We start from the raw sequence: 24925 nt of genomic DNA on the forward strand, positions 1-24925 counted from the left end.
GCTCTCGATCCTGCCCGCTCAGGAGGCCCGGCGGCGGTAGGTGCGGGCGGCGAACAGCAGCGCCAGGACGAGGATTCCGGCGCACCAGGCCAGGGCGGTCCAGATGCCGCTGCCGACCGGCCGCTGGGCGAACAGGTCCCGGATCGTGTTCACGATCGACGTCACCGGCTGATTGTCGGCGAACGCCCGTACCGGGCCCGGCATGGACGCGGTCGGCACGAAGGCCGAGCTGATGAACGGCAGGAAGATCAGCGGGTACGCGAACGCGCTCGCGCCGTCCACCGACCGGGCGGTGAGGCCGGGGATCACCGCGATCCAGGTCAGCGCCAGCGTGAACAGCACGAGGATGCCGGCCACCGCCAGCCAGTTCAGCACGCTCGCCCCGGTCCGGAAGCCCATCGCGACGGCGACGAGCACGACGACCACGACGGAGATCAGGTTGGCGACCACGGACGTCAGGACGTGCGCCCAGAGCACGGCGGCGCGTGCGATCGGCATGGACTGGAACCGTTCGAAGATGCCGCCCTGCAGGTCGAGGAAGAGCCGGTACGCCGTGTACGAGATGCCCGAGGCGATGGTGATGATGAGGATGCCGGGCAGCAGGTAGTTCACGTACCTGCCCGAGCCGGCCTGGATGGCGCCGCCGAGGACGTACACGAACAGCAGCATCATCGCGATCGGGGTGACCGCGGTGGTGATGATGGTGTCCGGGCTGCGCGCGATGTGCCGCAGGGACCGGCCCAGCAGGACGGCGGTGTCGCCCACGAAGTGCTTGTTCATCGCTGACCTCCGTCGGTGCGGGCGCCGACCAGGCTGAGGAACACGTCCTCCAGGCTCGGCTGCTTCTCGACGTACTCGACCTTCGCGGGCGGCAGGAGCTTCTTCAGCTCGCCGAGCGTGCCGTCGACGATGATTCGGCCCTCGTGCAGGATCGCGATCCGGTCGGCGAGCTGCTCCGCCTCGTCCAGGTACTGGGTGGTGAGCAGCACGGTCGTGCCGCCCTCGGCGAGTTCCTCGACGGCCTGCCACACCTCGAGCCGGGCCTGCGGGTCGAGCCCGGTCGTCGGCTCGTCGAGGAAGACGACCGGCGGGTCGCCGATGAGGCTCATCGCGATGTCGAGCCGGCGCCGCATCCCGCCCGAGTACGTCGCCACACGCCGCGCTCCGGCCTCGGCCAGCGAGAAGCGCTCCAGCAGGGCGTCCGCGATCGCGCCGGCGTTCTTCAGGTGCCGCAGCCGGGCGACCAGGACGAGGTTCTCGCGCCCGGTGAGGATCTCGTCGACAGCGGCGAACTGCCCGGTCAGGCTGATGGACCGGCGGACGTCGGCGGCCTGGGTCGCGACGTCGAAGCCGTCGACCCGGGCGGTGCCGGCGTCCGCCCGCAGCAGGGTGGACAGGATCCGTACCAGGGTCGTCTTGCCGGCCCCGTTGGAGCCGAGAAGGGCGAAGATGCTGCCCCGTGCGACGTCGACGTCGACACCGCGCAGCACCTTCAGGTCTTTGAAGGATTTCTCGAGGCCTTGCACGTGGATCGCGCTCATGGCGGTCAGCATGGAGGGTTGACGCTGCGTCAGGGTCAAGCCCTCGCGTCGCTCACCTCTGCCGGGTACGGCATCGTGGGGGCATGGCGAAGATTCTGATCACCGGGTCGAGCGAGGGCATCGGGCGGCACACGGCGGCGACGCTGGCCGGCCAGGGGCACGAGGTGGTGCTGCACGGCCGCACCGAGCGCCGGGCCGAGGACGCGCGCGCCGCCGTGCCCACCGCGGCCGGGGTCGTCGTCGGGGATCTGACGTCCCTCGAGCAGACCCGGGACGTGGCCCGCTAGGCGGGCGCGCTCGGGCCGTTCGACGTGGTGGTGCACAACGCCGGAATCGGCGGGGGACAGGCCGCCCCGCAACGCACCGGCGACGGGCTCGAGCGGATCTTCCAGGTGAACACGCTGGCGCCGTACGTGCTGACGGCCCTGCTGCCGGCGCCGGCCCGGCTGATCTACCTCACGTCGGGGCTGGAGGCCGACGGCCGCGTACGCCTGGACGACCTGCAGTGGCAGGACCGCGACTGGGACGGCATGCAGGCCTACAGCGACTCCAAGCTGTACGACATCATGCTCGCCTTCGCGGTGGCCCGGCTGCGGCCCGGCACCCTGAGCAACGCGGTCGACCCGGGCTGGATCCGCACCCGCATGGGCGGCCCCGGCGCGACGGACGACCTTCCCGAAGGCGCCGAGACGCAGGTGTGGCTGGCCACCTCGGACGAGCCCGCCGCGACGGTGACCGGCCGCTACTTCAAGCGCCGCCGGGAGCTGCGCGCGAACCCGCAGGCCTACGACGAGGAGCTGCAGGACCGGTTGCTGGCGATCTGCGCCGACCTCACCGGGGTCACGGTGACGAGCTGACCCCGGTGTCGTGACGGGAGGGTTTCCCGGCCGCCTCGGCGGGATGCGAGCCGGGCAGGAGGTTGCGTACCACGATCACCGGCGACGGGGCGTGGTGCAGGAGGGTCTGGGTGACCGATCCGAGCAGCCCCTGGTACGGCCGCTGCCCGCGGGCTCCGACCACGACCAGCCCGGCGTCCCGCGACTCGCCCCGCAGCGCGGTCGTCGGGTCGCCCTCGACCATGCGAACGCGGACGGGTACGTCGTACAAGTCCGCCCTCGCGTCGACCAGCTTCCGCAACGCCGCCTCCTGCGCGACGGGGCCGCTGTCGTCCCCGTCCGCCGGCGCCCAGGCGTGGACCACGACCAGGTCCGCGCCCCGGCAGGCGGCGGCGTCGAACGCGAAGTCGAGCGCCTGCTCGGAGCCGGCGGAGCCGTTGACCCCGACCAGGACCGGGCCGGCCGGCGGCGGCGCCGCGCGGGTGACCATGACGGTGCACGGCGCCCGGGCGGCGAGCTGAACGGCCGGCGCCTCGCGCGCGAGGCACACCTCGGACTGCAGGCCGCCGTCGCCGATCACGATCATGGCCGCCGTCCGTGCCTTGCGCAGCAGCACCGCCACGGCGAAGCCCTCCAGGAACTGGGTGGTGATCGCCGAGCCGGGTACGAGCCGGGTGGCCTCGGCGACCGACGACCGCATGAGGTCCCGGGGTGCCGGGCGCTGGTCGTCGTCCGGCGTGCCGGTCAGCGTGGGCACCCAGTTGAAGCAGTGCACCAGGTGCAGGGGGCATCCGTGCATCGCCGCCTCCCACGCGGCGGCGGCCACGGCGTTGCGGCTGGCGGCCGAGCCGCTGATCCCGACGACGATCGGCAGGTCCGTCATGATCCGTCTCCTCCTGGTGGATGTGCTCCTCGAACTCCTCGTCAGTGCGCCACGGCGATGTCGCGGCGGGCGAACACCGGCATGGCCAGCGCCACGACGACGACGGCGAGCGCGGGCATCACCAGGTACGAGACCCGGAACCCGGCGCCGACCGGCCCGTCGCCGAGTACCTGGTAGAACGGCGAGAGCCGCTGCCAGGGCTGCAGCGAGGTGACCAGCTCGCCGGCCACGTACAGCAGGTACGCCGCGACCGCCGCCGCGGCGCTCACCCCGATCGCCACGCCGCGGCGCCCGGTGACCGCGCCGGCGGCGAGCGCCAGGCAGCCGAACTCGAACGCCTGGAGCACCGTGGCGAGCGTCGCCCACAGCAGGGCCACCGCGCTCACCCCCATGCCGAACAGCGCCGAGCCGAGGAGGATGGCCGCGTACAGCACGACGCCGAGGGTGAACACGCCGGCGAACAGCGCGGCGGCCTGTTGCAGCAGCAGCGACGCCGTGGTCACCGGCGTCACCAGCAGGACGTCCAGCGTGCCCGCCTCCTCCTCGCCGGCCACCGCGCGGGCGCCGCGGCCGATCGCGTACGTCAGGAACAGGACCGGGACGAGCGCGCTGAACAGCTCGGCGTTGATGAAGCCGGTGCCGGTGCCGAAGTCCTCCAGGTTGAACAGCTTGCGCATCGCCTCCGGGTAGTTCGCGAGGAACTGCTGGAGGTCGGGCATCTTGCCGATCGACGGCCACAGGGCCGTCTCGAGCAGCACCATCAGCGCCAGGCCGACACCCCAGCCGATCAGGGGGCGGCGCTGGTCATGAAGGGCCTTGGCGAAGACCGTACGCATCGCGGATCACCCCTGGGCGTCGTAGTAGCTGAGGAACACGTCCTCGAGGTCGGGCTCGTGCGTGACGATCTGCTCGACGCCGTACGGCGCGGCCACCCGCAGCAGATCGGTGGTGTGCCCCTCGACCACCACGTGCGCCGTGGCGCCGGAGACCGCGACGTCGCGGGCGGCGGCCACCCGGCGGAGCGCGTCGGCCGGGGGAGCGCCGGTGAAGGTGAGGTCGATCCGGCGGACCGCCTGCGCCTTCAGCTTCTCCACCGCCTCCACCACGGCGAGGTTGCCCCGTACGAGGATCCCGACCATGTCGGCGACGGCCTCCACTTCGTACAGGTTGTGCGAGGAGAGGAAGACGGTGCGGCCCTCGTCGCGCGCCTCGCGGACCAGCGTGAGGAACTCGCGCTGGATGATCGGGTCGAGCCCGGCGGTGGGCTCGTCGAGCACCAGCAGGGCCGGCGAGTGCATGAACGCCTGCACGATGCCGACCTTCTGCCGCGTGCCGTGCGACATGGCGCCGATGCGGACGCTCAGGTCCAGGTCCAGCCGCTCGGCCAGGGTACGGATGCGTGCCTCGTCGGGGCCGCCGCGCAGATGACCGAGATAGTCGAGGTAGGTGGCGGCCGTCAGCCGCGGATAGCCGGCGAAGTCGCCCGGGAGGTAGCCGATCTGCCGCTGGGCCTGCTCGCGCTCGCGGACGACGTCGTACCCGCCGATCGCGGCCCGGCCGCCGCTGGGGCGCAGCAGCCCGGCCAGCAGCCGGATCGTGGTGGTCTTGCCGGCGCCGTTCGGGCCGAGGTAGCCGAACACGGCATCGCGCGGGACGGCCAGGTCCATGGCCCGCAGTGCCGGCCGGCCGTGGTAGTTCTTGCTCAGCTGCCAGGTCTGGATCGCGTTCTCCACGACGTCCTCCCGGACGGGTCGGTTCGGGTCAGCCGGTCGCGCCGATCCCGTGGCTTCCGGCGGCGGAGCCGGCCAGCTGGGCCACGCCCAGCAGACGGCTGACGTCGCCCGCGGTGAGGACGCCGCACGGCCGGTCCCCGTCGACGACCACGAGCATCCGTGCCGACGTGAGCGCGCCGGCGACGTCGAGCAGCGCCTCGTCCGGGCGGGCGAGCCGCAGGCGCGAGACCGGCGCCATGACGTCGGCCAGGCGCGTCTCCGCCCGGCGCTGCGGCGGTACGGCGCCGAGGGCCGCCACGCTGACCAGGCCGGCGAGCCTGCCGTCGACGCCGGTGACCGGGTACGCGCGGTGCGGGCACAGCCGCGCGGTGCCGATCACGAACTCCGGGATGGTGTGCCAGGCGTACCCGCAGACCGCCGGGGTGGACATGGCGGCGCGGACCGGGAGGCCGCGTAGGTGCTCGGACAGGGCCGCGGCGGCGTACTCGCCCCGGGCGGCGAAGCTGAGGTACCAGCCGAGCAGGACGAGCCACAGGCCGCCGATGAGCCCGTACGCGAGGAGCAGCAGGGCGCCGGCACCGGCCATCAGGATGCCGAGCACGACGCCGGCCTGCGTCGCCGTCCGCCGTGCGGCGGCCCGGTCGCCGCGCAGGGCCCACAGGGCCGCGGCGAGGATCCGGCCGCCGTCCAGCGGCGCGCCGGGGAGCAGGTTGAACGCGGCGAGGACGAGGTTGGCCCCGGCGAGCCAGGTGAAGGCGGCCCGGGGCAGGTCGGCGCCCGCCATCCGGGCCGGCACCGACGCCGCGGCGAAGAGGCCGGCCGCGACCAGGCTGGCCACCGGCCCGGCCAGCGCGGTGAGCAGCTCCGCGCGCGCCCGGCGGGGCTTGTCGTCCAGCGTGGAGACGCCGCCGAGGGCCCACAGGGTGATCGACTCGACCTTGATCCCGAAGTGCTGGGCGGTCACCGCGTGGGCCAGCTCGTGCGCGACCAGGGCGCCCAGGAAGAGCACCGCGGCCCAGGTCGCGGTCAGCCAGTACGTGGCCGCGGCGTACCCGGGGACGACCGTGGGCAGCAGGCTCACGGCCAGACCGTCGGCGAGCAGGAACAGGATGATCAGGACCGACCAGTGCGCGCCCACCGGGATCCTGCGGACCGTGCCGAGGCGGATGGTCTGCCGCACGGCGACCACCTTCTTCCCGCAGTGCCGACGCCGGGGCGTACGTCTTCGATCCAGCCTGTCGCAGCCGCTGCGGTGCCGACAGGGCCTTAGGTCCCGCGGGGCCGTCGCGCCTGCCGGAGGCCGATCCCGGGACGAAGGTCCCCACCGGCCGGGGACCTCATTCCCTTCAGGCGCCGATCACGCAGGCATACCGTGGGGGGTATCTAGAGGAGAGGCGGAGGTGGCTGTGATGCGACAGCTGCTCGTGCTGGGCGCCGGTACGGCGGGGACCATGGTGGTCAACAAGCTGCGCCGCCGGCTCGCCCGTACGCAATGGGGCATCACCGTGGTGGAGCCCAGCGACCAGCACTTCTACCAGCCCGGCTACCTGTTCCTGCCGTTCGGGGCGTACACCGCCGACCAGGTCGTCAAGCCGACCAGGCGGCTCGTCGCCGACGGGGTGGAGCTGGTCCACGCCGAGGTGGAGCGGGTCGTGCCGGACGAGAACCGGGTGCTGCTCACCGACGGCCGGTCGCTGCCGTACGACTACCTCGTCATCGCCACCGGGGTGAGCCCGCGGCCGGACCAGACCCCCGGCATGCTGGACGGCGGCCACTGGCGGGAGAAGATCTTCGACTTCTACACGTACGACGGCGCGGTGGCACTGGCGGCGGCACTGGACCGGTTCGACGGCGGCCGGCTCGTCGTGCACATCACCGACATGCCGATCAAGTGCCCGGTCGCCCCGCTGGAGTTCGCGTTCCTCGCCGACGACTACTTCCGCAAGCGGGGGCTGCGCGACCGCGTCGAGCTCGTCTACGCCACCCCGCTGCCCGGCGCGTTCACCAAGCCGATCGCCGCGGCCCGGCTGGGCTCCATGCTGGACGAGCGCAAGATCGTCGTCGAGCCGGACTTCCTCGTCGAGCGCGTCGACGGCACCTCGCTGGTCTCCTACGACGAGCGCGAGATCCCGTTCGACCTGCTGGTGACGGTGCCGCTGAACATGGGCGCGGAGTTCGTGGCCCGCTCCGGCCTGGGCAACGAGCTGAACCTCGTGCCGGTGGATCGGTACACGTTCCTCGCGCGCGGCCACGACGACATCTTCGCCGTGGGTGACGCCAACGACATCCCGACCTCGAAGGCCGGGTCGGTGGCGCACTTCGCCGTGGACGTGTTCGCCGACAACTTCGTGGCGTACGCCGCCGGGCGGCCGATGACCGGCCGGTTCGACGGCCACGCCAACTGCTTCGTGGAGTCGGGCGGCGGCAAGGCCCTGCTGATCGACTTCAACTACGACACCGAGCCGCTGCCGGGCCGCTACCCGCTGCCCGGGGTGGGCCCGTTCCGGCTGCTGACCGACGCCGCCGTGAATCACTGGGGCAAGCTCGCGTTCCGCTGGATGTACTGGAACGTGCTGCTGCCCGGTCGCCCCGTCCCGTTGCCGGCGCACATGTCGATGGCCGGCAAGCACGTACCCACCGCAGAGGAGTGAGGCAGCCATGCCCGTCACCACCATCGCCGGCCGCGAGATCCACGTCGACGAGGAGGGTTTCCTGACCGTCTACGACGAGTGGGACCCGGACCTCGCCAAGGAGCTCGCCACCGGCATCGGCATCGACCTCACCGACGCGCACCGCAAGGCGATCGACTTCCTGCGCCAGGACTACGCCGCGCAGGGCGAGACCGCCACGCTGCGCCGCGTCTCCACCGTCGGCGGCATCCCCACCAAGGAGCTGTTCGCCCTGTTCCCGAAGAAGCCGGCGAAGAAGATGGCCTACATCGCCGGCCTGCCCAAGCCGCACGGCTGCGTCTGAAACGGAGCTGGCCATGACCACCGAAACCGCGCCGGCCCTCGTGCCGAACTTCGACGACGACGAGGCCGCCGGGCGCAAGCTCGCCATCATCTGCTCCAAGGGGAACCTAGACATGGCGTACCCGGCGCTGGTGCTCGCCAACGCCGCGCTCGGCGAGGGCGTGGAGACGCACCTGTTCTTCACGTTCTGGGGCTTCGACATGATCACCAAGGCCCGGATGGGCGACTTGAAGTTCACCATGCTCGGCAACACGGCGACGCACATGCCGCAAGGGCTGGGCGGCCTGCCGGGCATGACGGCGATGGCCACCCACCGGATGAAGAAGCAGATCGCCGGCATCGGCGTGCCGGAGGTGCCCGAGTTCCTCGACCAGATCGTCGCCTCGGGCGGTCACCTGTGGGCGTGCCGGATGTCCGCGGACATGATGCACGTGACCGAGGAGGACCTCTACGACGGCGTCGAGGCGATCATCAACGCCGCCGACTTCATCGAGAAGACCAACGGCGCGCAGCTGCTGTTCATCTGACCGTGCGCCGCAGCGGCAGCTGGATGGTGACGGTGACGCCACCGCCGGGCGGGGAGTCGAGGGTGGTGCTGCCGCCGTGGGCGGCGACCAGCTCGCGGACGACCGTCAGCCCGATCCCGGTGCCCGGGATGGCCTGGGCGTCCCGGCCGCGCCACATGCGATCGAACGCGTGCGGCAGCTCGTCGGGCGGGATGCCGGGACCGGTGTCGGCGATCCGCAGCACCGCGTGGTCGTCCCGCGCCGACGTGGCCAGACGGACCCGGTCGCCGGGCCGGCAGTAGCGGACGGCGTTGGCCAGCACGTTGGTGACGGCCTGGTGCAGCCGGTCCGGGTCGGCCCGCACCGGGGCCGGCCCGGACAGCTCGCTGGTGACCTGCAGCCCGGCCGCGGTGAGCAGCGGCTGCTGGGCGGCCAGCGCGGCGCGGGCGATCTCCGTGAGATCCGTGTCGACCGGCTCGAGCGACACGGTGGCGGCCTCCGCGGCGGACAGGTCGGCGAGATCCCGCACGATGCGGCTCAGCCGCAGGCTCTGGTCGTGCAGCGCGGCGAGCCGCGCCGGATCGGCGGGGCGCAGGCCGTCGCGCAACTCCTCCAGCCCCGCCTGCAGCCCGGCGAGGGGCGTCCGCAGCTCGTGCGCCACGTCGGCGGCGAGCCGGCGGCGGGTCGCGTCGGTGCGGACCACCTCGTCCGCCATGGCGTCGAAGGCGTGCGCGACCTCGCCCAGCTCGCCGGGGGCCGTGAGCCGTGCCCGGGCCGTACGCTCGCCGCCCGCGAACCGCCGCGCGACGGTGGCCACGGTGATCAGCGGGCGGGTGAGCCGGCGGGCGACGTACCAGCTGACGGCGACGGCGGCCAGCAGCGCGACGACCGCGGCGCCCGCCACCCAGGACCAGGCCACGCTGCGCCCGGAACCGCTCGAGGTGGTGAATCCGAGCCGCACGCTGCCCACCCGGCGGCCCGCGTCGGTGACGGGGGCCTCCAGGACCGTGCCGCCGCCGCGCCCGCCCATCATCCCGGGGCCCATGCCGCGTCCGGGCCACACCATGAGCCCTTGCGAGTCGCGGACGGACAGCTGCGCGCCGGCCGCGTCGGCCAGGCGGGACGCCTCCGCCAGATCCGCGCCGGGCCAGCCGCCGGCCCGCGCGTACGCCCCGGCGGCCGCCGCCGCGACCCGGTCCGCGACCTGCTGCCGTTGCTGCTGCTGGGCGCTGGCCAGGCCGCGGTCGGTGGCGACGAGCGCCGCGACGGTCAGCGCCGCCACCGAGGACAGCGCGACGAGCAGGAAGGCGGCGAGCAGTCGCCGGCCCAGCGGGCTCGACAGGTACGGCCGGTCACCGGTCACGCGGCCACCCCATCCGGTAGCCGACCCCGAGGACGGTCTCCACCAGGCCGCCCGCCCCCGGTCCGAGCTTGCGGCGGAGGTTCTTGACGTGCGAGTCGACGGTCCGCTCGTACCCCGGGAACTCGTAGCCCCGGATCCGGTTGATCAGCTCGTAGCGGGAGAACACCCGGCCGGGCGCGGCCGCCAGGGCGGTGAGCAGGCCCCACTCGGTCGGCGTCAGCTCGAGCCGTTCCCCGTCCAGCTCGGCCGAGTGACGTGTCTCGTCGAGGCGCAGCCGGCCGCCGCCGAACGTGTCCGCCCGCGCCGATCCGTCGCCGCCCCGGGTGCGGTGCAGCACCGCCTCCACCCGCAGCACCAGCTCGGTGGGGGAGAACGGCTTGGTCACGTAGTCGTCGGCGCCGCGGCGCAGCCCGTCGATGCGGTCCTCGACGGCGCTGCGCGCGGTGAGCACGACCACGGGCACCGCGCGGCCCTCCCGGGCGGCGGCCAGCACGTCGAGGCCGTCCACATCGGGCAGCCCCAGATCCAGCACCACGAGCTCCACGAGGTCCCGGGTCAGCAGGCCGATCGCCTCGGCGCCGGATCCGGTGGTGTGCACGGCGTACCCGGCGCGCTCCAGGTAACGGCGCAGCAGGTCACGCAGCTCCCGGTCGTCCTCCACGACCAGCACGGTGCCCGCCATGACCCCACCCTGCCCCGCCACCGGGACGCCGGCCAGGGCCGATGGTCTTGTCCGTGGGCGTGACGGTCCCGCCGGCCCGGGGCCGAGGACACCCGCAGCAGGGGGCGGCCGACTCTGCCGGTGTTAGCAGTCGCGGGCTAACGTGCTAATCAGGACAAGGGGAGGTTGCCATGACGACCACTACCACCGCCAAGCCGGCACGTGAGGCCCCTGCGGTCAAGCCGGTCACCCGTCCGGAAGCACGGCGTGAACGCACCCGGCGCATCGGCCGCGAAGTCGGGACGCTCGCGATCGACGCCTACGAGCGGGGCGTCGCGGACTTCGTCGCGTTCGAGAAGGACGCCGCGAAGATCGCGCCCTACCCGTGGGCCAAGTCGATGCTCACGCTGAGCGCCGAGCTCATCGAGGATGTCGGAGCCGCGTACGTCAAGACGGCACGGCACGCACTTCGGTGAATGATCCGACCGGCCCGGGGACCCCTCAGCCCCCGGGCCGGTCCCCGTCCGCCCGCCGGTCGCCGCGGCGCCGGCGGGCGATCGTCGTCTCCGTCAGGGCGGTGTAGACCTCGACCAGCGCCTGGCGCTGCCGGGCGGTCAGATTGGGATCCTGCGCGATCGCGGCGAGCACCGCGGGCGGGGCCTCCGGCGTGGCCTGTTCCACCAGCGCGTCGGCGGTGGTGCGCAACGAATCCGCGATCGCGTGCAGCACCCGCTCGGACGGCGCGCGCAGCCCTCGCTCGATCTGCGACAGGTACGGCCCCGAGATGCCCACCATCGTCGCCAGCTGGCGCATCGGCAACTCGGCCAGCTCGCGGCGCCTGCGGATGATCTCGCCGAGGTTGAGCGGCGGCCGCTGGTTCTCCGTCACGGCCGCAGCCTAACCCCGCCCCGCCACGCCGTCCCGCCATCGGGCCGCCAGCGCGCCGATCTCGCCGGCGATGGCGGGCTGCAACGCGGCCGGAAGGTCATGGCCCATGCCGGGATGCACGACGAGGCGTGCGCCGGGGATCGCGCGCGCGGTCGCCAGCCCGCCGCGCAGGCGTACCAGCGGGTCCGCGGCGCCGTGGACCACCAGGGCCGGCACCCGCAAGCGGCGCAGCGCCGGGCGCCGGTCCACAGCGGAGACGATCGCGGCGAGCTGGCGGCGTACCCCGTCCGGGTCGTGCGACCGGTCGTAGCTCTGCCGCGCCACGTCGCGCAGCCACTGCTCGTCGTGCGGGTACGCGGGCGAGCCGATCACCCGGAAGACGTCCACGATCTGCTGCGCCGCGGCCTCCCGGTCGGCGGCCGGGCGCCGCAGCAGAGCCACCGTCGCCCGCGGCCGGGGCCGCCCGATGCGCGGCGAGGGTGTGGACGAGATCGAGGTGAGGGAGCGCACCCGGTCCGGATGGCGGGTCGCCACGGTCTGCGCGATCATCCCGCCCAGCGACACCCCGGCCACGTGCGCGCTCTCCCAGCCCAGGGCGTCCAGCACCGCGACGGCGTCGTCCGCCATGTCGGCCAGCGCGTACCCGGGCCCGCGGCGCAAAGCCAGGTGCAGCGGCGAGGGCGGCCCCAGTTCGCGAAGGTGGGTGGACAGGCCGACGTCCCGGTTGTCGAAACGGGCCACCCGGAACCCCCGGCGGACCAGCTCGGCCCGGAAGTCCTCCGGCCAGAACAGCATCTGCAGGCCCAGGCCCATGACGAGCAGCAGCGGCTCGCCGTCGGGCGGGCCCTCCACCGCGTACGCGACGCGCACCGCACCGTGCTGAGCGATCCCTTCGAGCATGCCTCCAGCCTGCCGCGGGGACCGTCGCCGCGCCGAGGGCCGTACGCGTCCCGGGCGCGGGCCGTCCGACCCTGGCGCGCGGACGAGCCGTCATCAGATGGTGACTGGAGGCGACCATCGACCGCCCTCGACCGAGGAGGAAGCCGTGGAATATCTGAGCCCGCTGGACGCGTCCTTCCTCGACGCCGAGGACGGCGACCCGCACGCCTCGCTGGCCATCGCCTCGATCGCCGTCCTCGACGGCCCCGTACCGAGCCAGGCGGAGTTCGCCGCGCTCATCCGCGGCCGCCTGCCGCTGGTGCCGCGGTACCGCCAGAAGGTCCGCCGGGTGCCGTTCAACCTGGGCCGGCCGGTCTGGGTGGACGACCCCGACTTCGACCTCGACTTCCACCTGCGCCGCACCGCGCTGGCCGAGCCGGGCGGCGACGCCGCGCTCGAGCAGGTCGTGGCCCGCGTGATGAGCCAGCGCCTCGACCGGGAACGGCCGCTGTGGGAGGACTGGCTGATCGAGGGTCTGCCGGAGGGGCGCTGGGCGCTGCTGTCCAAGGTGCACCACTGCCTGATCGACGGCGTCTCCGGCAACCAGCTGTACCGGCTGATCTGCGACAGTGGATCCCGTACGCGCCACCCGGCCGAGGACCACTGGCAGCCGCGCCGGGGCGCCGACGCGATCGACCTGACCCTGGACGCGCTCGGGCAACTGGCCCGCACGCCGTTCGATCAAGCGCGCGTGATGGCCGGTGCGATGCGCTCACCCGCCGCCGTGGCCCGGTGGCTGCTCGCGACCACGCGCGGGCTGGGCACGCTCGCGGCGGGGTTCCTCCCGACCGCGCCGACCTCGCTGGCCGGCCCGATCGGCCGGGCCCGGCGCTACGCGGTCGCGCGTACCGCCCTGGCCGACATCGCCGCGGTCTCCGACGCCTGCTCGGTGACGATCAACGACGTCTACCTGGCCGCCGTGGCCGGGGCCTTCCGGCGGCTGATGCTGCAGCGCGGGGAGGAGCCCGCGGCTGACGCCGTACGCACCCTCGTGCCCGTCAACGTGCGCGCCCGCGACCAGGAGGGCCTGCTGGACAACCGGCTGTCCTCGATGCTGCTGCTCCTGCCGGTCGAGATCGACGACCCGGTGCGCCGGCTGCGGGCGGTGCACGAGCGCATCGGCGAGCTGCGCGCCAGCGGCGAGGTGGAGGCCGCCGCGGCCATGGTCGCGCTGGCCGACCGCGAGCCGTTCGGGCCGGTGTCCATGATCATTCGGACCGCGCTGCGCGTTCCGCAGACGGCGATCACCACGGTCACCACGAACGTGCCCGGTCCGAACCGGCCGCTGTCCGTGCTCGGCCGGCCGATCCGCGAGATCCTGCCGTACGTCCCGATCGCCGAGCGGCTGCGCATCGGGGTCGCCGTCTTCACGTACGGCGGCCAGGCGGCGTTCGGCATCACCACCGACTTCGCCTCGGTGCCCGAGGCGGACGAGTTCGCCGGGTTCGTGGTCGACGAGGTCAAGACCCTGCGCGACACCTGCCGCCCGGCCCGGACGGAGGCCGCCCAGCCGCGTCCTGCGCGCCGCCGTGCCGCCGCGCCCGCCGCGGCCTCGTCCTGATCCGCCCGTCGACCCGGAAGGAGCCGGCGATGCTGAACCTCGCTGTCATTCTGCGTGAGTCGGCGACGAGGCGTCCGACGGCGCCCGCGCTGACCTACGAGGGTGCCACCATGACCTACGCCGAGCTGGACACCCGCTCCGACGCCGTGGCCGCGGGTCTGATCGAGCGGGGCGTCCGCCCGGGGGACCGGGTGGCGCTGCAACTGCCGAACATCCCGGAGTACCCCGTCGCGTACTACGGGATCCTCAAGGCCGGTGCCGTCGCCGTACCGCTGAGCGTGCTGCTGAAGGCGCGGGAGGTCGCGTACGAGATCGCCGACGCGGGGGTCCGGCTGCTCATCACCTGGGTCGGTGCGGCGGAGGAGGCGGCCAAGGCCGCCGCCGACTGCGGCCTCACCGCCGTGCACGTCGTCGGGCTCGCCGGAGACCCGGCCCGCGCGTTCGCCACCCTGCAGAAACCGGTGAGCGGCCGGCTGCCGCTGCACGAGACCGAGCCGGGGGACACCGCCGCGATCGTCTACACCTCCGGCACCACCGGGCGGCCCAAGGGCGCCGAGCTGACCCACTTCCAGCTCTACATGAACGCCGACATCCCCGGCCGGCTGTTCCAGATCAACCCCGATGACGTCATCCTCACCGTGCTGCCGCTGTTCCACGTGTACGGCATGTCCAGCGCCATGAACATCGGCATCCGCTTCGGCGCCTGCCTGTCGCTGGTGCCGCGGTTCGACGCCGGGCGGGTCCTCGCCGCGATCGAGCGGGACGGGGCGACCATCTTCGACGGCGTACCCACGATGTTCGCGGCCCTGCTGGCCCACCCGGAGCTGGACCGCTACGACACGTCCACGCTGCGGGTCTGCGTCTCCGGCGGCGACTCGATCCCGGCCCGGGTGCTCGACGCCTTCGAGGCGCGCTTCGGCGTGCCCATCCTCGAGGGGTACGGCATGACCGAGACCGCCTCCACGATCACCTTCAACGAGGGCCCCGACGCCCGGCGCGTCTACAGCGTCGGCAAGCCGGTCTGGGGCGTCGAGGTGCAGGTGTGGGACCAGAGCGGGCACCCGCTCCCGCCCGGCCGCGACAACGTCGGCGAGCTCGTCACCCGCGGCTACCACACCATGCGCGGCTACCACGGCCGTCCGGCCGAGACGGCCGAGGCGTTCCGGGAGGGCTGGTTCCACACCGGGGACCTCGGCTACGCCGACGACGACGGGTACCTGTTCATCGTGGACCGCAAGAAGGAACTGATCATCCGCGGCGGCTACAACGTGTACCCGCGGGAGATCGAGGAGGTCCTGTACCGCCATCCCGCGGTGGCCGAGGCCGCGGTGGTCGGGGTGCCCGACGAGCGGCTCGGGCAGGAGGTCAAGGCGTTCGTCGTGCCGCGCCCGGGCAGCAGCCCGTCGGCCCAGGAGATCATGGAGTACTGCCGGGAGCGGCTGGCCGCCTACAAGTACCCGCGCGTCGTGGAGTTCCGCGACTCGCTGCCGCTCAGCGGGGCGGGCAAGGTGGCGAAGAAGGAACTCGTCTAGACCGTACGGCGGTGGGGCGTCCGGGCCGGCCAGCCCGGACGCCCGTGCGTCACGCCTCGATCCGGTCGTGCACGACGGCCACGGAGCACGGGGCGTGGTGCAGCAGGTGCTGGCTGATGGAACCGAGGACCATGCCGCGCAGGGCGCCGCGGCCGCGGGACCCGACCACCACGAGCTGCGCGGACGTGCCGTACCGCGTCAGGGCCGCCGCCGGGTGCTCGGCCAGCACCTCGGTGCGTACGGGCACCTGTGGGTACTTGTCGCGCCAGGGCGCCAGCACGTCCTCCAGCTGCCGGGCGAGCACGTTGAGCGCCGCCTGGACCACCTCGGGCTTCTCCACCCAGAACCCCCGCAGCGGCGGCCGGGCGCGGACGACCAGCAGTTCCGACCCGCGGGCGGCGGCGGTCTCCGCGGCGAAGCCGAGGGCGAGCTGGGCGGACGTCGACTCGTCGACGCCCACGACGATGCTCCCGGTACGCGCCGGGTCGCCGCGTACCACGACCACCGGGCAGTGCGCCTGCGCGCTGACCGCCAGGCTGACCGAGCCCAGCAGGTTCGCGACCGCGCTGTGCCCGCGGCTGCCCACGACCACCAGACCGGCCTCGGCGGACCGCTCGATCAGCGTGGTGGCGGCGGAGGCGTGCACGACCGAGGTCTCGATGTGCACCCCGGGATGCGTGGTGGCCGCAGAGGTCACTGCGTCGCGCAGCGCGTCCTGGACCGCGCGGTCGGTCTCTCCCTCGAGCCAGCCCGCCGGCGTGGGAACGCCGGCGACCGGCTCGTACGCGTAGAGGAACTGCACCGGCGCGCCGGTGCGGGCGGCTTCGTCGAGCGCCCAGACCGCGGCCGCCTCGGCCGCCGGCGACCGGTCGTAACCGACGATGATGCTGCGGGCTGTCATGACCGTGCTCCCTTCACGATCTGGACGGGGCAATCGGCGTGGTGCAGCAGCTGAAGGACGGTCGAACCCATGACCGCGCCGGCGAGGGCGCCGTGTTCCTTCGCGCCGACGACGGCCAGCTGAGCCTCGTGCGAGGCCCTCGTCAGCGCCGCCGCCGCGCTGTCGTGCGACAGCAGCGTCCGCATCGCGACGTCCGGGTACTTGGCGTGCCACGGTGCGACGAGCTGGTCGAGCCGGGCGCGTTCCAGCTCGTCCTCCTCCGGAGTCGCGATGTCGGTCGCCGGCACGCTGCTGCTCAGCCACAGCGGCACGGACGGCAGGTACGACCGCACGACGACGAGCGCCGCACCCCGGCCCGCGGCCGCCTCGAACGCCGTCTCCAGCACACGCTCGGCGGCGGGTGAGTCGTCCGCCCCGGCCACCACGGGCCCCTCGGTGGCGTCGCTGCGGCCGCGGACGATCACCACCGGGCACACCGCGCGGGTGGCGACCCGCTGGCTCACCGAGCCGAGCAGCAGACCGCTGAAACCTCCCCGGCCGCGGTTGCCGAGCACCATCAGCTCGGCGTCCGCCGCGATCTCGAGCAGCCGCGACGCCGCATGCCCCATCAGCGTGTCCATCGTGATCGGTACGTCCGTCGCGACGGCACGCGCCTCGTCGAAGCCGGTGGTGGTCACGGCCTCGGCCAGCTGATGGGCCAGGTCGACGTACCGGTTGCCGTGGTCGGAGCGGGCCTCGCGCCGCTCCCAGTCGTACGCGTGCACGATCCGCAGCGGCACCCCGCGCCGCTGCGCCTCCCTCGCGGCCCACCGGACCGCGGCCCGGCTGGGGGCCGTCCCGTCGGTCGCCACGATGATCGGCCTGGTCGTCATGTCGCTGCCTCCTCGGCGGTCGCGGGACTTCCCCCGATCGTCGGACCGGACGGCGGTCACGGGGCAGGGCAGAAGGTCCCGTCCGGGCGGGCGGGCCACGACGGGAGATCGTGCGCCGCGGGCGCAATCGGGCGTGGGCGTACGGGACCAAGGGCTCTGGGACGGCGGGCCGCCGGGGCGCTGGCATGGGACCATGACCCGCGCCCCCGTGCGCTCCGCCGGTGAGGATCTGGTGTTCCTGGCCCGGCGGGCCGATCTGACGTTCCGGTTCCTCACCGCGCTCGCCGAGCGCTACGCGGGCGTGCCCCCGGCGCTCGCCGCCCGGCAGGGACGCCAGTGTGCCGTGCTGCGGGAGCTTCTCCGCCGCCGCTACCCCGAGGCCACGGCGGACCCGGTCCCGGCCGACGACGCCTGGATCCGCGACCGGGTCTCGGTCGGGCCGGACGCCGGCGCCGACGCCGTCGACGCGCTGCTCGCGGACACCGTACGGGTGCTGGAAGCGGCGCTGCCCCGGATCGCGGACGCCGAGATCCGGGCGGCCTACCACCGGCTCTATGCCGACACGCTGCGGCAGGAACGCCTGGTCCGGTCCTGGGTACGGCACACCGCCGCGTGACCTGCCCGGTCGTCCGGGTCCTTCGTCCCTGCCGATCAACCCCGTGGCCGTGCTGCCGTCGAGGGACCGGCGGCGAAGGGAGCGGGACATGTCAGCGTGGACGACGGCCTCGTGGGCCGGGAGGCTGATGGCGGCGACGGCCGCCGGATCGCTGGTGGTGGCCGCCGGCCCGGCGGGACAGGCGGCGCCCCGCGCCGCCCGGCAGTACCGGGTGACCGATCTGGGCGTCACCGGTCAGGTCCTGGGCCTCGCCGACGCCGGGTACGCGGCCGGCAGCGGCGAGTTCACGCCCGGCCTCCTGCACCCGTTCCTGTGGCTTCACGGTCGGCTGCGCGACCTCGGGGAGTTGACGCCGACGGACGACGGCAGGGGTGAGGCGACGGACGTCAACAACCGTGGCCAGGTCGTCGGCTACAGCACCGTCGGCCGGAAGTCGCCCCCGGTCGACCGGCGCGCGTTCCTCTGGCAGGACGGCAGGATGACGGCTCTCGACCTGCCCGGGACGGACGCCCGGGCCGATGCCGTCAACGACCGCGGGCAGATCGCGGGGACGTACACGGTGCAGGGTGTGAACCACGCCTTCCTGTGGTGGCACGGCGTCGTCACCGATTTGGGCCGCGGCGACGCCGCCGGCATCGACGAGTGGGGACGCGTCGTCGGGGCGCGGCCGGGCCGGCAGGGTACGCCCGTGCCGTGCGTCTGGTATCGCGGGCACGTCACCGACCTGCCGCTGGGACCGGCGACGTCGGGCCGTGCCACCGCGGTGAACGACAGCGGCTGGGTCGTGGGCGATGTGATGTCCGAAGGGGACGGCGAGGTGGTGGAGTCCGCGTACCTGTGGCGCGGGGGAACGGTCACCGACCTCGGCCGGATCGGGGTGGGCGGCTCGACCGCCACCGGCGTCAACGACCGCGGGCAGATCATCGGCGTGACCGGGCTGACCAATTTCTCCGACCCGATCCCGTTCCTCTGGCAGCGCGGCCGCATGACGGACCTGCGCGACCGCGGCGTCGCGCAGGGCGGCGCGCGGACCATCGACGACCACGGGTGGCTGGGCGGCTCGGCGACCATCGGCGGCGAGTCCCGCGCCGTCCTCTACCGGTGAGCGGGCGAGGTGAGCGAGATGACCCCGACGATCACGGTGACCGGTCTGACGAAGACCTTCGGGACCGTACGGGCGCTGGACGGGCTGGACCTCACCGTCGCGGCGGGCCAGGTGCACGGGTTCCTCGGCCCGAACGGCGCCGGGAAGACCACCACACTGCGGATCCTGCTCGGGCTCCTGCGCCGCGACGGCGGCCGGGTCAGCGTGCTCGGCGGCGATCCGTGGCACGACGCGGTGGCGCTGCACCGCCGGCTGGCGTACGTGCCGGGCGAGGTGAACCTGTGGCCGAACCTCACCGGCGGCGAGGTCATCGACCTGCTCGGCACGCTGCGCGGCGGTTTCGACCCGGCCCGGCGCGCCGAGCTGCTGGACCGCTTCGCGCTCGACCCGGCGAAGCGGTGCCGCGCGTACTCCAAGGGGAACCGGCAGAAGGTCGCCCTCGTGGCGGCGTTCGCGTCCGATGTCGAGCTGTACCTGCTGGACGAGCCGACGTCCGGGCTGGACCCGCTGATGGAGACGGTCTTCCAGGACGTGGTACGCGGTCTGCGCCGCGCGGGCCGTACCGTGCTGCTGTCGAGCCACCTGCTGCCCGAGGTGGAGGCGCTGTGCGACAGCGTGACGATCGTGCGCGCCGGGCGGGCCGCCGAGTCGGGGACCTTCGCGCAGCTGCGCCACCTGCGGCGGACGATGATCGTCGCGGAGACGGCCACGGGTATCGACGGTCTCGGCGGCCTGCCGGGGGTGCACGACGCGCACTACGAGGACGGCCGTGTGCACCTGAACGTGGACGAGGACCAGCTCGCCGCGGTGCTGCGACGGCTGGCCGATCTGCGCGTACGCACCCTGGTCAGCTCGCCGCCGAGCCTCGAGGAGCTGTTCCTGCGCCACTACGGGGCAGGTGTGCCGTGAGCCCGCTCACCGGGACGGGGGCGCTGGTGGGGCTCGCCGTACGCCGGGACCGGGTGACCGTCCTGGCCTGGGTGGCCGGTCTGGCGTTCTTCGCCGCCGCCACCACGGCGCTGTGGGCCGCGGACTTCGGCGATCCGGCCGACCTGCTGCGCGAGACCCGGATCACGGCGACCAGCCCGGGGATCCGCCTGCTCGGCCTCGCCTCCGGCGCGAGCGTCGGCGCGTACGCGATGGTCCGCAACTTCGTCCTGCTCGCCGTGCTGGCCGCGCTGATGAGCATCTTCTCGGTGACCCGGCACACCCGGCAGAGTGAGGAGACCGGCCGGACCGAGCTGGTCCGGGCCGCGGTCGTGGGTCGTCACGCCGCCCTGGCCGCCGCGCTGATCGTGACCGTGGCCGCCGACGTCGTCCTGGCGTTCGCGCTCGGCGGGGCGCTGCTGCTCACCGGACGGCCGGTGGCCGGATCGTTCGCCGCGGGCTGCGCGGTCGGGGCCGTCGGCATCGCGTTCGCCGGGATCGCCGCCGTCACCGGGCAGCTCTCCGGCAGCGCCCGCGGCGCGAACGGCCAGGCCGCCGGCGTGCTCGGCGCCGCGTTCCTGGCCGCCGGCGTCGGCAACATGGCCGGCACGGTGGACCCCACCGGCCTGCGGGTGACCAGCGCCTGGCCGGCGTGGCTGTCCCCGATCGGCTGGGGCCAGCAGGTACGCCCGTTCGGCGGCGACCACTGGTGGCCGCCGGCCCTGCACGTCGTCGTGCTGCTCGGCGCCACCGCCGCGGCCGTGCTGCTCACCGAGCGGCGCGACTTCGGGCTCGGCGTGCTGGCCCAGCGGCCCGGCCCCGCCCACGCCGGCCCGGTGCTGCGCCGTACCACCGGGCTGGCGTTGCGGCTGCAGCGCGGCGCGCTCCTGGGCTGGTCGGCGGGCCTGCTCGGGTTCGGCCTGATCATGGGCGGCCTCATCGGCCAGGTCGCCGACGCCACCGGGACCGCCCGGGACTGGTACGTCCGGATGGGCGGCAGCGACGAGATCGTCGACGCGTACCGGGCGTCCATCCTGCAGATGGCGGCGATGGCCGCGGCCATGTACGCCGTGCAGGTCCTGCTCCGCCTGCGCGCCGAGGAGGCCGGCGGGCCGCTGGAGCCGGTGCTGGCGACGGCGGTGAGCCGGCTGCGGTGGACGGCCGGGCACCTGGCGGCCGCGGTCGCCGGCGTGGTGGTCCTGCTCCTGCTGTTCGCCGTCGGCGCGGGAGTCGCCGCGGGCGCCGTGCTGGGCGATCCGGCCGGACAGACCGCGACGCTCGTCTCCGCCGCCCTGGTGCAGATTCCCGCGGTTCTGGTGATCGCGGCTGTCGTGGTCGCCCTGTGCGGCGCACGGCCAGGGGCCGCCGCCGCGGTGTCCTGGGCGGCGCTGGTGGCAGCCATCGTGATCGGCCCGCTCTTCGGACCCACCCTGCGCCTCCCGCAATGGGCGCAGGACCTCTCGCCGTTCACCCACGCACCCCGGGCGCCGGCGCTTCCCGTGCCCGCGACGCCGGTGCTCGTGCTGCTCGCGGTCGCCGCCACGCTCACCCTGACCGGTCTGCTGACGCTGCGCCGGCGCGACCTCGTCCTGCCCGCCTGACCTGCCGGTACGGGCGGGACGTCCGGCCCTGCCGGCGGGCGTACGCGAGTCGCACGGTGGAGGTATGAACACACTCACCGTCACCCTGATCGTCATCGCAGCCGTCGTGCTGCTCGTGCTCCTGCTCGCCGTACGCATCGTCAAGCAGTACGAACGCGGCGTGCTGTTCCGGCTGGGCCGGGTCGTCGGGGTCCGCGACCCGGGCCTGCGGCTCATCATCCCGATCATCGACGTGCTGCACCGCGTCTCGCTGCGGATCGTCACCATGCCGATCCAGTCGCAGGGCATCATCACCCGCGACAACGTCAGCGTCGACGTGTCCGCGGTCGCGTACTTCCGGGTCGTCGACGCCACCAAGTCGGTCGTCGCCATCGAGAACGTGCACGCGGCCATCAACCAGATCGCGCAGACCACGCTGCGCAAGGTCGTCGGCCGGCATTCGCTGGACGAGACGCTGTCCGAGACGGACCGGATCAACGCCGACATCCGCGAGATCCTGGACGTCACCACCGTGGAGTGGGGTGTCGAGGTCACGCTGGTCGAGCTGAAGGACATCCAGCTGCCGGACGCCATGAAGCGCGCGATGGCCCGGCAGGCGGAGGCCGAGCGCGAGAAGCGAGCCAAGATCATCAACGCCGAGGGCGAGTCCCTCGCGGCGGCCGCCCTCGGCGAGGCGTCCGACACGATGATGGCCCACCCGCTGGCCCTGCAGCTGCGCAACCTGCAGTCGCTGGTCGAGATCGCCGTCGACAAGAACTCCACTGTGGTGTTCCCGGCCCCGCTGATGAGCACCATCGGCGAGCTCGGCAACTTCCTGACCCGTGAGGCTCGGGCCGCCGGCACGCGCCCGCCCGCGTCCGCCGCGGCGCCGGCCCCCGCCGCCACCGCGCTGACCAACGGCTCCACCGTTGCGGTCTCCTGACCCGGCCACCGGCCCGGCCCTGGCGGGCAGCGCCCACTAGGGCCGATCGGCCCTGGCCCCGGCCGATCGGGGCGACCTAGCGTCGGATCGCGAGCAGCCGGCGAGCACGTGCAGGACGCGGGCCGGGACGTGCGCGACGCGTTCAGAGCGGAGGTCCGTGATGAAGACGTGGACAGTCGACGACGTCATGACCGTGAAGGTGGTCTGCGCGCGGGTGGACACCCCGTACCGGGAGGCGGTCGACCTCGTCATGGGCCGCCATGTCGACGCGCTGCCCGTGGTCGACGAGCAGGACCACGTCGTCGGCGTCGTGTCCGAGGCCGACCTGCTGCACAAGATCGAACGGTCCGGCGTGGACGACCGGCCCCGGCTCTTCGAGAGCCGCCGGCACCGGGAGGAGCGGGCGAAGGCGGCCGCGCACACCGCCGGGATGCTGATGACCAGCCCCGCGGTCACCGTGCCCGCGGGCACGCCGATCGCCGCGGCGGCCCGGTTGATGGTGGCGGTGGGCGTGGAGCACCTGCCCGTCATCGACGACCGCGGGCACCTGGCCGGCATCGTGTCCCGCGGCGACCTGCTCAAGGTCCATCTCCGGCCGGACGCCGACCTCGTCGCCGACGTGTGGGAGATGCTCCGGCGGGTGCCGGGTGCGGACGAGAAGTCGGTGGAGGTCTCCGTCCACGACGGCGTGGTCAAGCTCAGCGGCCGCCTCGAACGCCGGTCCGCCACGCTGACCGCGGTGGCGCTGGCCGCGCAGATCCCCGGCGTCGCGGACGTCGCCGACGAGCTGGGCTACGAGTTCGACGACTCCGCCGTCTGACCGCGCGCGCCGGGGACGACCGGCCCGCCCGTACGAGCTGAGCGCCTCTGACCGCCGCCGGGCCCCCCGCCGAGGCTGGGAGGCGTGACGAACATCGACGAGACCCATGTCTGGATCGCCGGCGGTGGCATCGCCGGCATGGCCGCAGCCGCGTTCGCCGTCCGCGACGCCGGCGTACCCGCGGCGCACGTGCACATCCTCGAGGAGCTGGCGGTGGCCGGCGGCTCCCTCGACGGCGGCCGCTCACCCGGGGGCGGCGCCTCCTGGGTCACCCGCGGCGGCCGGATGCTCGAGGAGGAGGCGTACCGGTGCACCTGGGACCTGTTCTCCTCGATCCCCTCGCTGGAGGACCCCGATGTCAGCGTGCGCGACGAGATCGTCGCGTTCAACCGGGACGTACGGACCGAGGCGAAGGCCCGGCTGATCGGCTCCGGCGGCGAGGTCCTCGACGCGTCCGCGTACGGTTTCGACGCGCTCGACCGGCTGCAGCTGACGCGCCTGCTGGCCGTGCCGGAACGCGCGCTCGGCGCCCGCAGCATCGAGGACATGTTCGGGGAGCACTTCTTCACCACCAACTTCTGGAAGATGTGGCGCACCACCTTCGCGTTCCAGCGCTGGCACTCCGCGGCCGAGCTGCGCCGCTACTTCCTGCGCTTCGTGCAGGAGTTCGACCGCCTCCACACCCTCTCCGGCGTGCGCCGGACCAAGTACGACCAGTACGACTCGATGGTGGTGCCGCTGCAGCGGTGGCTCACCCGGCGCGGCGTCGACGTGCGCTTCGGCGTCCGGGTCGTGGACGCCGAGTTCAGCGACGACGCCGGCGGCCGGCGGATCACCCGCCTGCACGTCGACGATCCGCACGGGCCGTCGGTCGTCGAGCTCGGCCCGCACGACCACGCGCTGCTGACGCTCGGCTCGATCACGGCCGACAGCACGTACGGTGACAACGAGACCGTGCCCGAGCTGATCCGCGACCGCCGCGACGGGGGCTGGCAGCTGTGGGAGCGGATCGCCGGCCGCGGGGCGGACTTCGGTGACCCCGCCGTCTTCTACCGCGACGTCGACGAGCACAAATGGGAGTCGTTCACGCTGACGATGCACGGGGACGCGCTGCTGCGGCGCATCGTCGCGGACACGGGCAACGAGCCGGGCACCGGCGCGCTCATGACCTGGGTGGACTCCGGATGGCACCTGTCGATCGTGGTGCCGCACCAGCCGCACTTCCCGGATCTGCCGCCGGGCACGTTCACCCTGTGGGGTTACGGCTTCGAGATCGACGGTACGGGCGACCACGTGCGCAAGCCGATGGCGAGCTGCACGGGCCGGGAGGTGCTGCGCGAGCTCGCCGGGCATCTGGGCTGCGACGACATCGCCGGGGACCTGCTCGCCACGACCGATGTCACGACGGTGCTGATGCCGTACGCCTCGTCGCTGTTCGCCCGTCGCCGCCCGGGCGACCGCCCGAAGGTCGTGCCCGACCGCTCGCGCAACTTCGCGTTCCTGGGCCAGTTCACCGAGCTGCCCGAGGACGTCGTGTTCACGGTGGAGTACTCCGTGCACGGCGCCATGCACGCCGTGTACCGGCTGCTGGGCGTCGAGCGGCCGATCCCGCCGATCTACCACGGCCTGCTCGACCCGAAGGTGGGCGTCCACGCCCTCGAGGCGCTGCACAGGTAGTAGCGGGCCGTCGGACCGGGGGAAGAGGGGCCGGGCGGCCCTTGCGATGTTGAGCTACCCTCGGAAGAT

27 protein-coding genes are annotated in these 24925 nt (G+C 73.6%); 15 read left to right on the plus strand and 12 right to left on the minus strand.

The annotated features are described in order from the left end of the window. Positions 1-18: 18 nt before the first annotated feature. Together AB0K03_RS05950 and AB0K03_RS05955 are read right to left on the minus strand one after the other, a co-directional pair. The gene (locus AB0K03_RS05950; protein ID WP_364681103.1) at positions 19-780 is read right to left on the minus strand and encodes an ABC transporter permease; all 762 of its coding nucleotides are present in this window, start codon (positions 778-780) and stop codon (positions 19-21) included. Beyond that, entirely contained in the window at positions 777-1541 is a 765-nt protein-coding gene (locus AB0K03_RS05955; RefSeq protein WP_364681106.1) for an ATP-binding cassette domain-containing protein, read from the minus strand. Before AB0K03_RS05955 ends, AB0K03_RS05950 begins: the two co-directional genes overlap by 4 nt. An 83-nt stretch (positions 1542-1624) precedes the next feature. On the opposite strand from AB0K03_RS05955, the gene AB0K03_RS05960 reads away from it, so the two are divergent. Both AB0K03_RS05960 and AB0K03_RS05965 read left to right on the plus strand, forming a co-directional pair. Continuing rightward, positions 1625-1828, plus strand: a complete 204-nt coding sequence (locus tag AB0K03_RS05960) for an SDR family NAD(P)-dependent oxidoreductase (RefSeq protein WP_364681109.1) — start codon at positions 1625-1627, stop codon at positions 1826-1828. A 24-nt stretch (positions 1829-1852) separates the two neighbouring features. Beyond that, positions 1853-2398 (plus strand): hypothetical protein, encoded by a 546-nt coding sequence (locus AB0K03_RS05965; protein WP_364681111.1) that lies wholly within the window; start codon positions 1853-1855, stop codon positions 2396-2398. On the opposite strand, the gene AB0K03_RS05970 is transcribed toward AB0K03_RS05965, so the two are convergent. Genes AB0K03_RS05970 through AB0K03_RS05985 form a run of 4 tightly spaced genes read right to left on the minus strand, consistent with a single transcriptional unit; the run spans position 2382 to position 6173 of the window. Further along, complete coding sequence (locus tag AB0K03_RS05970; protein ID WP_364681114.1) at positions 2382-3260, minus strand: universal stress protein; 879 nt, start codon at positions 3258-3260, stop codon at positions 2382-2384. The two genes, AB0K03_RS05965 and AB0K03_RS05970, sit on opposite strands and share 17 nt — an antisense overlap. Positions 3261-3301: 41 nt before the next feature. Next, complete coding sequence (locus tag AB0K03_RS05975; RefSeq protein ID WP_364681117.1) at positions 3302-4096, minus strand: ABC transporter permease subunit; 795 nt, start codon at positions 4094-4096, stop codon at positions 3302-3304. 6 nt (positions 4097-4102) lie between these two features. Next, positions 4103-4993 carry an ABC transporter ATP-binding protein gene (locus AB0K03_RS05980; protein WP_364681119.1) on the minus strand — a complete coding sequence of 297 codons (891 nt, stop codon included), beginning with the start codon at positions 4991-4993 and terminating at the stop codon, positions 4103-4105. 28 nt (positions 4994-5021) lie between these two features. Next, a complete protein-coding gene (locus AB0K03_RS05985) occupies positions 5022-6173 on the minus strand; it encodes a site-2 protease family protein (RefSeq protein WP_364681122.1) in 1152 nt (383 codons plus the stop codon). A gap of 229 nt (positions 6174-6402) precedes the next feature. Between AB0K03_RS05985 and AB0K03_RS05990 the strand changes: the two genes are divergently transcribed. From AB0K03_RS05990 to AB0K03_RS06000, 3 genes are read left to right on the plus strand one after another with little or no spacing between them, the layout of a single operon-like run. Beyond that, on the plus strand, positions 6403-7644 hold the full coding sequence (locus AB0K03_RS05990) for an FAD/NAD(P)-binding oxidoreductase (RefSeq protein WP_364681125.1): 1242 nt from the start codon (positions 6403-6405) through the stop codon (positions 7642-7644). 7 nt (positions 7645-7651) lie between these two features. Beyond that, positions 7652-7966 (plus strand): TusE/DsrC/DsvC family sulfur relay protein, encoded by a 315-nt coding sequence (locus AB0K03_RS05995; RefSeq protein WP_364681127.1) that lies wholly within the window; start codon positions 7652-7654, stop codon positions 7964-7966. Positions 7967-7979: 13 nt separating this feature from the next. Continuing rightward, positions 7980-8492, plus strand: coding sequence for a DsrE/DsrF/DrsH-like family protein (locus AB0K03_RS06000; protein WP_364681129.1), 513 nt, complete (start codon positions 7980-7982; stop codon positions 8490-8492). Here AB0K03_RS06000 and AB0K03_RS06005 read toward each other — a convergent pair. Then, positions 8485-9834, minus strand: coding sequence for a HAMP domain-containing sensor histidine kinase (locus tag AB0K03_RS06005; RefSeq protein WP_364681132.1), 1350 nt, complete (start codon positions 9832-9834; stop codon positions 8485-8487). The genes AB0K03_RS06000 and AB0K03_RS06005 overlap by 8 nt on opposite strands. Continuing rightward, positions 9824-10516: a response regulator transcription factor gene (locus AB0K03_RS06010; RefSeq protein ID WP_364681135.1), complete on the minus strand. Its 693-nt coding sequence runs from the start codon at positions 10514-10516 to the stop codon at positions 9824-9826. The genes AB0K03_RS06005 and AB0K03_RS06010 overlap by 11 nt, the downstream gene beginning before the upstream one ends. A 170-nt stretch (positions 10517-10686) precedes the next feature. On the opposite strand from AB0K03_RS06010, the gene AB0K03_RS06015 reads away from it, so the two are divergent. Then, entirely contained in the window at positions 10687-10971 is a 285-nt protein-coding gene (locus AB0K03_RS06015; protein ID WP_364681137.1) for a hypothetical protein, read from the plus strand. 25 nt (positions 10972-10996) lie between these two features. Here the strand turns inward: AB0K03_RS06015 and AB0K03_RS06020 are convergent, their stop codons facing one another. After that, complete coding sequence (locus AB0K03_RS06020) at positions 10997-11383, minus strand: helix-turn-helix transcriptional regulator (protein ID WP_364681139.1); 387 nt, start codon at positions 11381-11383, stop codon at positions 10997-10999. A gap of 9 nt (positions 11384-11392) precedes the next feature. Then, entirely contained in the window at positions 11393-12283 is an 891-nt protein-coding gene (locus AB0K03_RS06025; RefSeq protein ID WP_364681142.1) for an alpha/beta hydrolase, read from the minus strand. 145 nt (positions 12284-12428) lie between these two features. On the opposite strand from AB0K03_RS06025, the gene AB0K03_RS06030 reads away from it, so the two are divergent. Further along, positions 12429-13883, plus strand: coding sequence for a wax ester/triacylglycerol synthase family O-acyltransferase (locus tag AB0K03_RS06030; RefSeq protein WP_364681145.1), 1455 nt, complete (start codon positions 12429-12431; stop codon positions 13881-13883). Between the two features lie 29 nt (positions 13884-13912). Continuing rightward, positions 13913-15415: a long-chain fatty acid--CoA ligase gene (locus AB0K03_RS06035; RefSeq protein ID WP_364681148.1), complete on the plus strand. Its 1503-nt coding sequence runs from the start codon at positions 13913-13915 to the stop codon at positions 15413-15415. A 49-nt stretch (positions 15416-15464) separates the two neighbouring features. Here the strand turns inward: AB0K03_RS06035 and AB0K03_RS06040 are convergent, their stop codons facing one another. Next, positions 15465-16316 carry a universal stress protein gene (locus AB0K03_RS06040; protein ID WP_364681151.1) on the minus strand — a complete coding sequence of 284 codons (852 nt, stop codon included), beginning with the start codon at positions 16314-16316 and terminating at the stop codon, positions 15465-15467. Continuing rightward, positions 16313-17188: a universal stress protein gene (locus AB0K03_RS06045; RefSeq protein WP_364681154.1), complete on the minus strand. Its 876-nt coding sequence runs from the start codon at positions 17186-17188 to the stop codon at positions 16313-16315. Before AB0K03_RS06045 ends, AB0K03_RS06040 begins: the two co-directional genes overlap by 4 nt. A gap of 193 nt (positions 17189-17381) precedes the next feature. Here AB0K03_RS06045 and AB0K03_RS06050 point away from each other — a divergent pair, with 193 nt between their 5' ends. From AB0K03_RS06050 to AB0K03_RS06080, 7 genes are all read left to right on the plus strand, one after another. After that, entirely contained in the window at positions 17382-17804 is a 423-nt protein-coding gene (locus AB0K03_RS06050) for a hypothetical protein (protein ID WP_364681156.1), read from the plus strand. Between the two features lie 88 nt (positions 17805-17892). Further along, complete coding sequence (locus tag AB0K03_RS06055) at positions 17893-18909, plus strand: hypothetical protein (protein ID WP_364681158.1); 1017 nt, start codon at positions 17893-17895, stop codon at positions 18907-18909. 18 nt (positions 18910-18927) lie between these two features. Further along, positions 18928-19818 carry an ABC transporter ATP-binding protein gene (locus AB0K03_RS06060; RefSeq protein ID WP_364681161.1) on the plus strand — a complete coding sequence of 297 codons (891 nt, stop codon included), beginning with the start codon at positions 18928-18930 and terminating at the stop codon, positions 19816-19818. Beyond that, complete coding sequence (locus AB0K03_RS06065; protein ID WP_364681164.1) at positions 19815-21437, plus strand: ABC antibiotics transporter; 1623 nt, start codon at positions 19815-19817, stop codon at positions 21435-21437. Before AB0K03_RS06060 ends, AB0K03_RS06065 begins: the two co-directional genes overlap by 4 nt. A gap of 64 nt (positions 21438-21501) precedes the next feature. Continuing rightward, the gene (locus AB0K03_RS06070; RefSeq protein ID WP_364681167.1) at positions 21502-22359 is read left to right on the plus strand and encodes a slipin family protein; all 858 of its coding nucleotides are present in this window, start codon (positions 21502-21504) and stop codon (positions 22357-22359) included. A gap of 160 nt (positions 22360-22519) precedes the next feature. Further along, positions 22520-23179: a CBS domain-containing protein gene (locus AB0K03_RS06075; RefSeq protein ID WP_364681169.1), complete on the plus strand. Its 660-nt coding sequence runs from the start codon at positions 22520-22522 to the stop codon at positions 23177-23179. Between the two features lie 84 nt (positions 23180-23263). Then, entirely contained in the window at positions 23264-24856 is a 1593-nt protein-coding gene (locus AB0K03_RS06080) for an oleate hydratase (protein ID WP_364681172.1), read from the plus strand. The last annotated feature ends 69 nt before the right edge of the window (positions 24857-24925 follow it).

This window comes from Actinoplanes sp. NPDC049316 (genome assembly GCF_040677315.1).
Classification (GTDB): Bacteria; Actinomycetota; Actinomycetes; order Mycobacteriales; family Micromonosporaceae; genus Actinoplanes.

Coding starts and splice junctions, on each gene's coding strand:
- AB0K03_RS06045 (WP_364681154.1), bottom strand. CDS start 17,188: ATGACGACCAGGCCGATCATCGTGGCGACCGACGGGACGGCCCCCAGC.
- AB0K03_RS06070 (WP_364681167.1), top strand. CDS start 21,502: ATGAACACACTCACCGTCACCCTGATCGTCATCGCAGCCGTCGTGCTG.
- AB0K03_RS06075 (WP_364681169.1), top strand. CDS start 22,520: ATGAAGACGTGGACAGTCGACGACGTCATGACCGTGAAGGTGGTCTGC.
- AB0K03_RS05995 (WP_364681127.1), top strand. CDS start 7,652: ATGCCCGTCACCACCATCGCCGGCCGCGAGATCCACGTCGACGAGGAG.
- AB0K03_RS06055 (WP_364681158.1), top strand. CDS start 17,893: ATGTCAGCGTGGACGACGGCCTCGTGGGCCGGGAGGCTGATGGCGGCG.
- AB0K03_RS05975 (WP_364681117.1), bottom strand. CDS start 4,096: ATGCGTACGGTCTTCGCCAAGGCCCTTCATGACCAGCGCCGCCCCCTG.
- AB0K03_RS05970 (WP_364681114.1), bottom strand. CDS start 3,260: ATGACGGACCTGCCGATCGTCGTCGGGATCAGCGGCTCGGCCGCCAGC.
- AB0K03_RS06015 (WP_364681137.1), top strand. CDS start 10,687: ATGACGACCACTACCACCGCCAAGCCGGCACGTGAGGCCCCTGCGGTC.
- AB0K03_RS06035 (WP_364681148.1), top strand. CDS start 13,913: ATGCTGAACCTCGCTGTCATTCTGCGTGAGTCGGCGACGAGGCGTCCG.
- AB0K03_RS06010 (WP_364681135.1), bottom strand. CDS start 10,516: ATGGCGGGCACCGTGCTGGTCGTGGAGGACGACCGGGAGCTGCGTGAC.
- AB0K03_RS06050 (WP_364681156.1), top strand. CDS start 17,382: ATGACCCGCGCCCCCGTGCGCTCCGCCGGTGAGGATCTGGTGTTCCTG.
- AB0K03_RS05960 (WP_364681109.1), top strand. CDS start 1,625: ATGGCGAAGATTCTGATCACCGGGTCGAGCGAGGGCATCGGGCGGCAC.
- AB0K03_RS06040 (WP_364681151.1), bottom strand. CDS start 16,316: ATGACAGCCCGCAGCATCATCGTCGGTTACGACCGGTCGCCGGCGGCC.
- AB0K03_RS05955 (WP_364681106.1), bottom strand. CDS start 1,541: ATGAGCGCGATCCACGTGCAAGGCCTCGAGAAATCCTTCAAAGACCTG.
- AB0K03_RS05950 (WP_364681103.1), bottom strand. CDS start 780: ATGAACAAGCACTTCGTGGGCGACACCGCCGTCCTGCTGGGCCGGTCC.
- AB0K03_RS06060 (WP_364681161.1), top strand. CDS start 18,928: ATGACCCCGACGATCACGGTGACCGGTCTGACGAAGACCTTCGGGACC.
- AB0K03_RS06000 (WP_364681129.1), top strand. CDS start 7,980: ATGACCACCGAAACCGCGCCGGCCCTCGTGCCGAACTTCGACGACGAC.
- AB0K03_RS05990 (WP_364681125.1), top strand. CDS start 6,403: ATGCGACAGCTGCTCGTGCTGGGCGCCGGTACGGCGGGGACCATGGTG.
- AB0K03_RS06025 (WP_364681142.1), bottom strand. CDS start 12,283: ATGCTCGAAGGGATCGCTCAGCACGGTGCGGTGCGCGTCGCGTACGCG.